Below are 7,847 nucleotides of genomic sequence, written 5' to 3'. Positions count from 1 at the left end.
CTGTGTTAGTGTACCTTGTTGATTTTGGGCTCATTTCAGCTGTGATGAAATGAGCCCAAAATCAACAAGAATGTTTAACAAAAAAGACCTCCGCCTGGAGGCCTTATCTAGCTGGTTCTTCTTCCTTTGATAAGATTGATGACGAGCAGAACAGCAGCAATTACGAGGAGAATGTGGATGATCCCTCCTGCAATCTTAAAAATGAAGCCAAGCAGCCACAGCACCAAAAGTGCCCCTATGATAAATTTCAGCATCATTATCTTCCTTTCTATTCATGGTAGCATTCAAATACCCTTTGATACTTTAGCATAAACACACGTGTTATCAGCTTGGATCCGCTTCATCCAGAACTAATGCAGTCACATTGGTATATTCGCCTTTCTGCCTTTCCTGTGCGGAAGCATCCTGGTTCAGTTCGTCACTGTCATCAATGCCCGGCGCCATAGTCGGTTCTTTTTTATCCTCAGGCAAGTTAATCACTCCCTTTTTAATGTTACTATCTCCTTTCAGAGAAATCATATTCCCGGTTTAGCAGGGTGCGGAAAGGGAAAAAAACCATTAAGAAAGTGAAAGGAGTTTTTTATATGATTAAAGAATATGCAGTTGTACCAAATAAGGATGAAAACCTCTGGCTGGTCAAGCTGGAAGATGCAGCACCTGCAGCACAATTCGGCAGCCGAACGGCAGCAGTGGAAGAAGCTGAAAAGATGGCTAAAGAAAATAAGCCGAGCAAGGTGACCGTAATGGACGATAATCATGAGGTCATCGACGAAAAATTATTTCAATAAAGTAAAAGCCCGGCCTAATATGGCGGGGCTTATCTTTTGCTGTTTAAATCCTCTTCAATCAGCGACTTTAGAAGTATCCTGTAAGAGCTGCAAAGTTCTTCCCCTTCTGTGTCCCCAGCTTCCCAGCAGTATTCCCTGAAAGTGTCCATCTCCGTAAAGATCAAGTATAGCAGCCCTTCGTCAAGCTTTAGATTCATTTTCAGACCAGATGCATCTTTCCACGGCAGCTGCATCAAAAGCTGCTGATAAAGATCATGAAAAATGCTGTACTCCCTTTTCAGCTGCTCCCTCTCACCTATTAGAATATCATCCCTGGTTTGAATCACTTCCCCCCTCCAGTGGATATTGAAGGTGCAAAATGCCAGCCAAAAAGATCTTTCTTCAGGCGAAATCATGATGGTTCCTGCAATGTCAGCCTGACTGCCTTCATCAAAAGAAAATATTTCCATATCCGCCTCCCGATCTGTTCTTCCCTGAATGGGTCACCTGCCTATTATTTGCAGCTTTTCTGCAATCATTACATAGGATAACCTAAAATCAGAAAGGAGCTGTGCCCTATCAGCAACCATGCTAATTCAGGAATTTCGCCCATCATATTTACTGAGAATTTGGAAGTGTCTGCCCGCGGGAATCAGGTGATCTACAAAAACAGTCTATTCAGAGAGGCTGTCTCACGGTCAATCGAATCTTTTAAGGCCGATTTGCTTGCTGCAGCAGAGCGGCATTCTGAGGACCTGGCCGGGCTGGAGGAAGTTTATTTAAAACAGCTGAAAGAATGTATGCTAAAGCAGGAAGAAGCTGGCTTGAGAATCCTTCAGCGGCTCGAAATGATGGAAAGTCACCACCTGCAGCTTACAGAAAGCGTGGAGCAGAAAAGTGCCCGGCAGGAGAAATGGAATGACCAGCAAATTATCCAGGAAGCGATGATGCTGGAACTCTCCCGAAAGATGGATAATCTGCTTCCGCCTGACGGCCTTTTAGAAGAACACGAAGAATTGAAGAATAAAGTGGATTCTCTCGTAGATCTGCATGAAATGACCCATCTGACCATTATGGAACGTCTGGATAAACAGGAGGATCTGCTTCAGAAACTGGGCAGGCATTACGAAGATCTGCGTTCTGGCATGCATGATCGATTTGCTGCTGTCAGCAATTTTCTTGAAGACCGCTTTTATCAGCTGACACAGCCTGTGCAGCGTTTCGTGATTAAAGATAAACAAACGCAAAAAGAGGAAGATGAAAGGACAATAGTATAAAAAAGAAAGAGGCCAAATGGTGTATCCGGCCTCTTTCTTACATTACATATATCAATCAAGTATCCTGACCGTCAATGTCTGTCTGCCAAACTTGATTGCTTCTTCTTTAGTCGGGATAAATACATCAATTTTATTGCCTTTAATGCTGCCCCCTGTATCTCCTGCAATCGCATTGCCATATCCTTCGACATATACCTTGGAACCTAAAGGAATGACATTGGGATCTACCGATATGACTTTCTGATCTGGATTTGCATTTAAATCAATTCCAGTAGATGTTACGCCGGAACAGCCTTCACAGCTGGCAGTATAGGCGGTTGCAGTAACGGTGATTTCCTTGCCGACCTCTTCCTGCGCTACTGGTGCACTGGCTTCAGGAGCAGGCTGGGTGCTTACAGTACCTTCGCTTTCAGCAGGCTTAGACTCAGCAGGGGCTGTTTTTTCAGGAGCAGGAGACTTTTCAGCAGCTTGTACGGCCTGCTGTTTTTCAGTCTGTTCCTGCCCTTTAGGCGCTGGTGCTGCCGGTTTTTCCTTTATGCTTCCTTTCGGATGGATGACAAGGGCCTGTTCAGGGTAGATCAAGTCTGACGACAGATTGTTCCAGTGCATTAAATCACTGACGGAAACGCCATGATTCCTGCTTATAGCCCATAGCGTATCCCCGGATTTAATTATGTATTTTTTTTCTGGAAAAATAGAAAGAGTGGTTTCTGCTCTGATCATGTCTGAAGACAAATCATTCCACTGCTTAATATCATTTACTGTTACTTCATATTTTTGGGAAAGCCCCCAAAGGGTATCTCCCTTTTCTACGGAAATTTCATCTGCTTGTACATTGGCTCCGGCTGCTCCGGCCACGGCTGCTGCAGCCACTAATGATAAAATTTGTTTTTTCATCTGATTACCTCCTGATAGCTATTTCTCGCTAACGGAATCTATCATAGCATGAAATATTCTGAGAAAAAGAACAGGCAGATAATAAATCCTTTACGTTCATGACAAGCATTTAACAGCCATATTTCGCTTCTCGAATTTTTACCTAAATTTTGTATCGGGTGGAAAAATCTAAAAAATTTGCAGTTTATCCTTCACAAATAAATCAACTGAAGGTATACTGTACTATAACAGAAACAATTTAAATTAGTTGTATTATAAAAGGAGGAATTATCATGATTAAGAACCCAGTTGAATTTTTCAGGAACCTTCCGAAGAAGGAATGCCCGGAATGCGGCGAACATATGGAAGAACAGGCAGAAGCCTATTTGCTGGAATGCGACAGATGCCTGGCTAAAAAACATGAGTAGCAATTGGAAACGGGCTTAGCCCGTTTTTTCATGTACAAAGATTAAAAATATTTAGATAAAGGATAGGAAAATGCCTTCCGATGAAGTATAATTTCTTTAGGGTTTCGAAACATCTTCCCGTTTTATATAAAGGAGGCTTTTTATAAATGACTGAAAAAACACTTGTCAAAAGACTAGCACGCTCAGAGGTCCCTGAGGCTATTACATGGAATTTAAATGATTTGTTCTCTTCGGAAGAAAACTGGAAGAGTGAGCTTGAAAGCCTGGAGGCTGACCTGTCCCGGTTTGATTCATATAAAGGCAGGCTTGCCAGCGGCTCTGCTGTCCTGAAGGAATGCCTGCTGGCACAGGAAGCTTACTCCATCAGGATGGTCCAGGCCGGAACCTATGCTTCCCTGCGCCAATCTGAAGATGGATCAGATCCTGACAATCAGTCCAACGCATCGCTGGCAGCGTCACTCCGGGCAAAAGTGAACTCCGCCCTTTCTTTCATTGAGTCCGAGATCCTGGCTTTTGAAGATGGGCTGCTTGAGAGATACATAAAAGAACAGCCAGAGCTGGAAGCCTTCAGAAAAAATCTTGAAGAGCTTCTTGAAACAAAAAAACATAAGCTCAGCCCAGAGACTGAAGAAGTCCTTGCCTCACTTGGCGAGGTACATGCCTCTCCATATCAGGTTTATCAAAACAGCAAGCTGGCAGATATGCAGTTCGCTTCATTTAAGGACAAGGAGGGCAATGTACTGCCAAACTCTTTTGCCCTGTTTGAAGACCGTTATGAATTTTCGCCTGATACACATACAAGAAGAGCTGCCTATGAATCTTTCACTGATACACTGAAGCAGTATAAAAACACGTTTGCTGCCGCTTATTCAGCAGAAGTGAAACGGCAGGTCGTTCTGTCCCGGGCGAGAAAGTATGAATCTGCAACAGAAATGCTGCTGGAGCCTCAGCAGGTTACAGAGGAAATGTACCACAATCAGCTTGATATCATCGGAGAAGAATTGGCCCCTATTATGCGCAAGTATGCTGAACTGAAGAAGACGGTACTCGGACTTGATAGGATGACATTTGCTGACCTTAAGGCGCCGCTTGACCCGGAATTCAACCCGGCCACCACCTATGAGTCTGCCAGTGAAGTCATCCTGGAAGCTCTTCAGGTGATGGGGCCAGAATATACAGAAATCATGAAAAAAGGCCTTGAAGACAGATGGGTGGACCTTGCAGATAATATCGGCAAATCGACAGGTGCGTTCTGTTCAAGCCCGTACGGCTCGCACCCGTATATTCTGATCACATGGACAGATACAATGCGCGGTGCATTCGTGCTTGCCCATGAATTGGGCCATGCCGGCCATTTCTACCTGGCAAATAAAAATCAGCGTATTATGAATACCCGTCCTTCCACTTATTTTGTAGAAGCGCCATCGACGATCAATGAGCTTCTGCTGGGGCAGCATCTACTGGAAGGCACCGAAGATCCGCGGATGAAGCGCTGGGTCATCCTTCAGCTACTTGGAACCTATTATCATAACTTTGTTACACATCTCCTGGAAGGCAGATACCAGAGAAGAGTCTATGCTTTGGCGGAGCAAGGGGTTCCCCTGACGGCTGCTTTATTATCCAGGGAGAAGAAACAGGTGCTTGAAGACTTCTGGGGCAGTTCAGTTGAAATCGATGAAGGGGCAAGCCTGACATGGATGAGGCAGCCTCATTACTACATGGGTCTGTACCCGTATACTTACTCTGCGGGATTGACTGTATCAACTGCTGTTGCACAAAGGATCAAGGAAGAAGGACAGCCTGCCGTTGAACAGTGGATCGATGTACTGAAAGCCGGAGGAACGAAAAAGCCGCTGGAGCTTATCAAGGACGCGGGCGTTGATATGAGCAAGCCGGATTCGATCAGGAAAGCTGTTTCTTTTGTCGGTTCTCTTGTTGATGAACTGGCGGACAGCTATCAATAATGAAACAAAGGGTGAGCCTGATTCAGGCTCACCCTCTTTAGTCAAGAGGTCTTAAAGCAGAAGTGCGGTCAATGAAAAGAAAACCATCGTACCGGTCGGAAATCTGTGAAGGAACGTAATTTCCATTGAGTTCAAATTCCGGATTATATACGACTCCCACCGCTCTGTGTCCAATCGTTTCTTGAAAAAGGCTGCGATTTTCGCTGCTGAAGAGAATCAGCTTATTATGTGCACCAGCCCGGTGCAGCAAATCCTCCCAGCTACCTTCTGCTGCAGGAGGCAGAAGCACCACTTCCCTTCTCTCTCCCCAGCTGCGTCCGGCAATCACAGTCCCGTCGTATGTTCCCAGACCGAGCGCAAATACTTTGCCGGCATACCTCTCCCTGAGAATCTGGCCGACATTCGTCATCCCATGCATTTCCATATCAGTTGCTCTTGCATCACCGATATGCGTATTATGCTCCCAGATGACGATCTTTGTAGCTTCACCATAGTATTTAATGATTTCCTCAATTGCGCTGACCATATGTCTGTCCCTAATGTTCCAGTCCTCAGCGCCTCCTTTTACCATTGACCGGTAATAACTTTCTGCATGAAGGGCAACAAGGCTGTTGACTGAAAGGTTAAGCGCCGTTTCATTTTGGGGAGGGTATTTTGCCAAGTCTCTCCGGATATTTAACAGCAGCTCCATTACTTCTTCCTCGCACGATTCTCCATAAAAGCCCGATGACACCGCATAGTCCTCAGGATTCCTGTAATAAGGCTCAAAGCACGAAAAAGCTTTTTTGGCAGCTTCTGCATCATTGGAGCTGTCTTTTTCAAGATGCTGGATGATTTCCTCCATGGACTCCCATAAACTGTAGACATCCAAACCGTAAAAGCCAATCATATCTTTTTTTGCCTGCTCATTATAATCCCTGAGCCATACGATAAAGTCCTGGATCTCACGATTGGCCCACATCCACTCCGGCCATCTGTTAAATGCTGCTTTCAGTACATCCTGTGGCAGGCGCTGATTATACGATTTGATATAGCTGTTAACCTCAAAACATGATGGCCAGTCCCCTTCAACACAGACGGCCTTGAAGCCATATTGTCCGATAAGCTTCTTCGTCAGCTCTGCCCTCCAGGTATAAAATTCAGATGTTCCATGGGACGCTTCACCAAGTAGGACGAACTGGGAGCTGCCGGCAGCTTCTGCTGCTGCATCCAAGTCATTAAAATTATCAATCCTAATGCTGTGGTTCTGGATATCTGAGATTATTCTTTCTGCATTATTTTTAAACATTCCCTGCCTCCTTTTTTTCTATCTGTTATGCGTATTCCCGCTGCTCAGATCCTAAAGCCTCTGCTTTAATTTGGTCGTAATGCATAGTGGAGATACATCAGGAAAAACTTTTAAATAGATGGTTCGAAAAAAGGAGGGGATATACTTGCAGGAGAAAGAAACAGAAGACCCTAAGAATTTTGCACCTTCTGAGCCTGAAATGACAATAGACACTGATGCTCGCGGGATAAACGAAAGAAATACGCCCGGAGACTCTGTCAATGAGCATGAATCACTGGAAACAGCCAATAGCATCATAGCTGCAGGCGAAATTGGACAGCAAAACGAGAACTTATAAAGGAGAATGCCAATATGGATATGATCAATCCTAAAGAAGTAAAAGCCGGGGACGAAGTATTTGTTATATATAACAACCCCCATACCCCTACGGTCTCAAATATCCGGGCAGCAGAAATCGTCCAGCATCCCAAAGATCCCAACGCGTATGCCCTGTTCCTAAACGAAACCTTTCACGTAATTGAGGACGACGACGCCCTGTTCACCTCACAAGCCGCCGCAGAAAAAGCATTTGAAGAACATTATGAATAGAAAAGCGGAAGCGGCTTGCCCAGAGCCGACAAGCATAAGACGCGCAAGGATAAAAGGCGTTCTTTGCCTTTAATCCTTGCGTGGCTTATGACTCGAGGCTCTAGCCGGCGGAGCTGGACAATAGAAAAGCGGAAAAGCCTTGTTCCAGGAACGCGGCATAAATACTCTGCGTTATGCCAACAAAAAGAAGCCTGACAAAGGTTCAGGCTTCTTCCCATTAATCGTGCAGCATCAAATCTTTGGAAGCTCTCTTATTTCAGCAGTCATACCTGTTCCGCAAAGGGGGCATAATAAGTCATCGGATGCGAAATCTTTCCTCATCCACCCATTGCAGGATTCACCGGCGCAGGAGTATACTTCAGTATCCATTAAGATATCTTCTGGCTTTTCTTCTTGTGCTCTCTTGTTGAAAAAAATAGGAACCGCCTCCTTTTTTTCTAGTATGTGCAGGTTCTGCCTTTTTAACCTGTTAAATAAAAAGAACTGGAGGGAATATGCTTGGAGTCTAATAAAAGGTATACTGCTGCAGGAACTGATATTGAAGAAGTAAAGAAAAAAAATGCAGCTTCGGGACTTTCTTACAACGAAGTCAAAAGGCAGCTGGCAGAAAAGCATCAGAACAGGAAAAAATAACAGCCGCATTTGACGGCTGTTATTTT

Annotated in this window: 13 protein-coding genes; 7 read left to right on the top strand and 6 right to left on the bottom strand. The window is 44.7% G+C overall.

What is annotated here, in order from left to right:
• Positions 1–107: 107 nt before the first annotated feature.
• Together RBB45_RS24690 and RBB45_RS24685 are read right to left on the bottom strand one after the other, a co-directional pair.
• Complete coding sequence (locus RBB45_RS24690; RefSeq protein ID WP_022543853.1) at positions 108–254, bottom strand: lmo0937 family membrane protein; 147 nt, start codon at positions 252–254, stop codon at positions 108–110.
• A 70-nt stretch (positions 255–324) separates the two neighbouring features.
• Positions 325–471 carry a hypothetical protein gene (locus RBB45_RS24685; protein WP_022543854.1) on the bottom strand — a complete coding sequence of 49 codons (147 nt, stop codon included), beginning with the start codon at positions 469–471 and terminating at the stop codon, positions 325–327.
• Between the two features lie 113 nt (positions 472–584).
• On the opposite strand from RBB45_RS24685, the gene RBB45_RS24680 reads away from it, so the two are divergent.
• Positions 585–788, top strand: coding sequence for a DUF2188 domain-containing protein (locus RBB45_RS24680; RefSeq protein ID WP_022543855.1), 204 nt, complete (start codon positions 585–587; stop codon positions 786–788).
• 29 nt (positions 789–817) lie between these two features.
• Here RBB45_RS24680 and RBB45_RS24675 read toward each other — a convergent pair whose 3' ends face one another.
• Complete coding sequence (locus tag RBB45_RS24675; protein ID WP_009793834.1) at positions 818–1,237, bottom strand: hypothetical protein; 420 nt, start codon at positions 1,235–1,237, stop codon at positions 818–820.
• Positions 1,238–1,423: 186 nt separating this feature from the next.
• On the opposite strand from RBB45_RS24675, the gene RBB45_RS24670 reads away from it, so the two are divergent.
• On the top strand, positions 1,424–2,044 hold the full coding sequence (locus RBB45_RS24670) for a hypothetical protein (protein ID WP_306010553.1): 621 nt from the start codon (positions 1,424–1,426) through the stop codon (positions 2,042–2,044).
• Positions 2,045–2,095: 51 nt separating this feature from the next.
• Here the strand turns inward: RBB45_RS24670 and RBB45_RS24665 are convergent, their stop codons facing one another.
• Entirely contained in the window at positions 2,096–2,941 is an 846-nt protein-coding gene (locus RBB45_RS24665) for a LysM peptidoglycan-binding domain-containing protein (RefSeq protein WP_009793831.1), read from the bottom strand.
• 272 nt (positions 2,942–3,213) lie between these two features.
• Between RBB45_RS24665 and yhfH the strand changes: the two genes are divergently transcribed.
• A complete protein-coding gene (gene yhfH / locus RBB45_RS24660) occupies positions 3,214–3,348 on the top strand; it encodes a protein YhfH (protein ID WP_009793830.1) in 135 nt (44 codons plus the stop codon).
• Between the two features lie 146 nt (positions 3,349–3,494).
• Entirely contained in the window at positions 3,495–5,312 is a 1,818-nt protein-coding gene (gene pepF / locus RBB45_RS24655) for an oligoendopeptidase F (protein ID WP_009793829.1), read from the top strand.
• A gap of 37 nt (positions 5,313–5,349) precedes the next feature.
• Here the strand turns inward: pepF and RBB45_RS24650 are convergent, their stop codons facing one another.
• Positions 5,350–6,600, bottom strand: coding sequence for an erythromycin esterase family protein (locus RBB45_RS24650; protein WP_306010552.1), 1,251 nt, complete (start codon positions 6,598–6,600; stop codon positions 5,350–5,352).
• A 145-nt stretch (positions 6,601–6,745) separates the two neighbouring features.
• On the opposite strand from RBB45_RS24650, the gene RBB45_RS24645 reads away from it, so the two are divergent.
• On the top strand, positions 6,746–6,937 hold the full coding sequence (locus tag RBB45_RS24645; RefSeq protein WP_022543856.1) for a hypothetical protein: 192 nt from the start codon (positions 6,746–6,748) through the stop codon (positions 6,935–6,937).
• Between the two features lie 14 nt (positions 6,938–6,951).
• On the top strand, positions 6,952–7,188 hold the full coding sequence (locus RBB45_RS24640) for a transcriptional regulator SplA domain-containing protein (protein ID WP_009793826.1): 237 nt from the start codon (positions 6,952–6,954) through the stop codon (positions 7,186–7,188).
• Between the two features lie 231 nt (positions 7,189–7,419).
• Here the strand turns inward: RBB45_RS24640 and RBB45_RS24635 are convergent, their stop codons facing one another.
• A complete protein-coding gene (locus RBB45_RS24635; RefSeq protein WP_083783107.1) occupies positions 7,420–7,605 on the bottom strand; it encodes a cold-inducible protein YdjO-related protein in 186 nt (61 codons plus the stop codon).
• Between the two features lie 81 nt (positions 7,606–7,686).
• On the opposite strand from RBB45_RS24635, the gene RBB45_RS24630 reads away from it, so the two are divergent.
• Entirely contained in the window at positions 7,687–7,821 is a 135-nt protein-coding gene (locus RBB45_RS24630; RefSeq protein ID WP_306010551.1) for a hypothetical protein, read from the top strand.
• Positions 7,822–7,847: the final 26 nt, after the last annotated feature.

Origin of the sequence: Bacillus sp. MMSF_3328 (assembly GCF_030733525.1) — a bacterium.
GTDB lineage: Bacteria > Bacillota > Bacilli > Bacillales > Cytobacillaceae > Bacillus_AB > Bacillus_AB infantis.
This window is presented reverse-complemented; position numbering and strand designations above follow the sequence as displayed.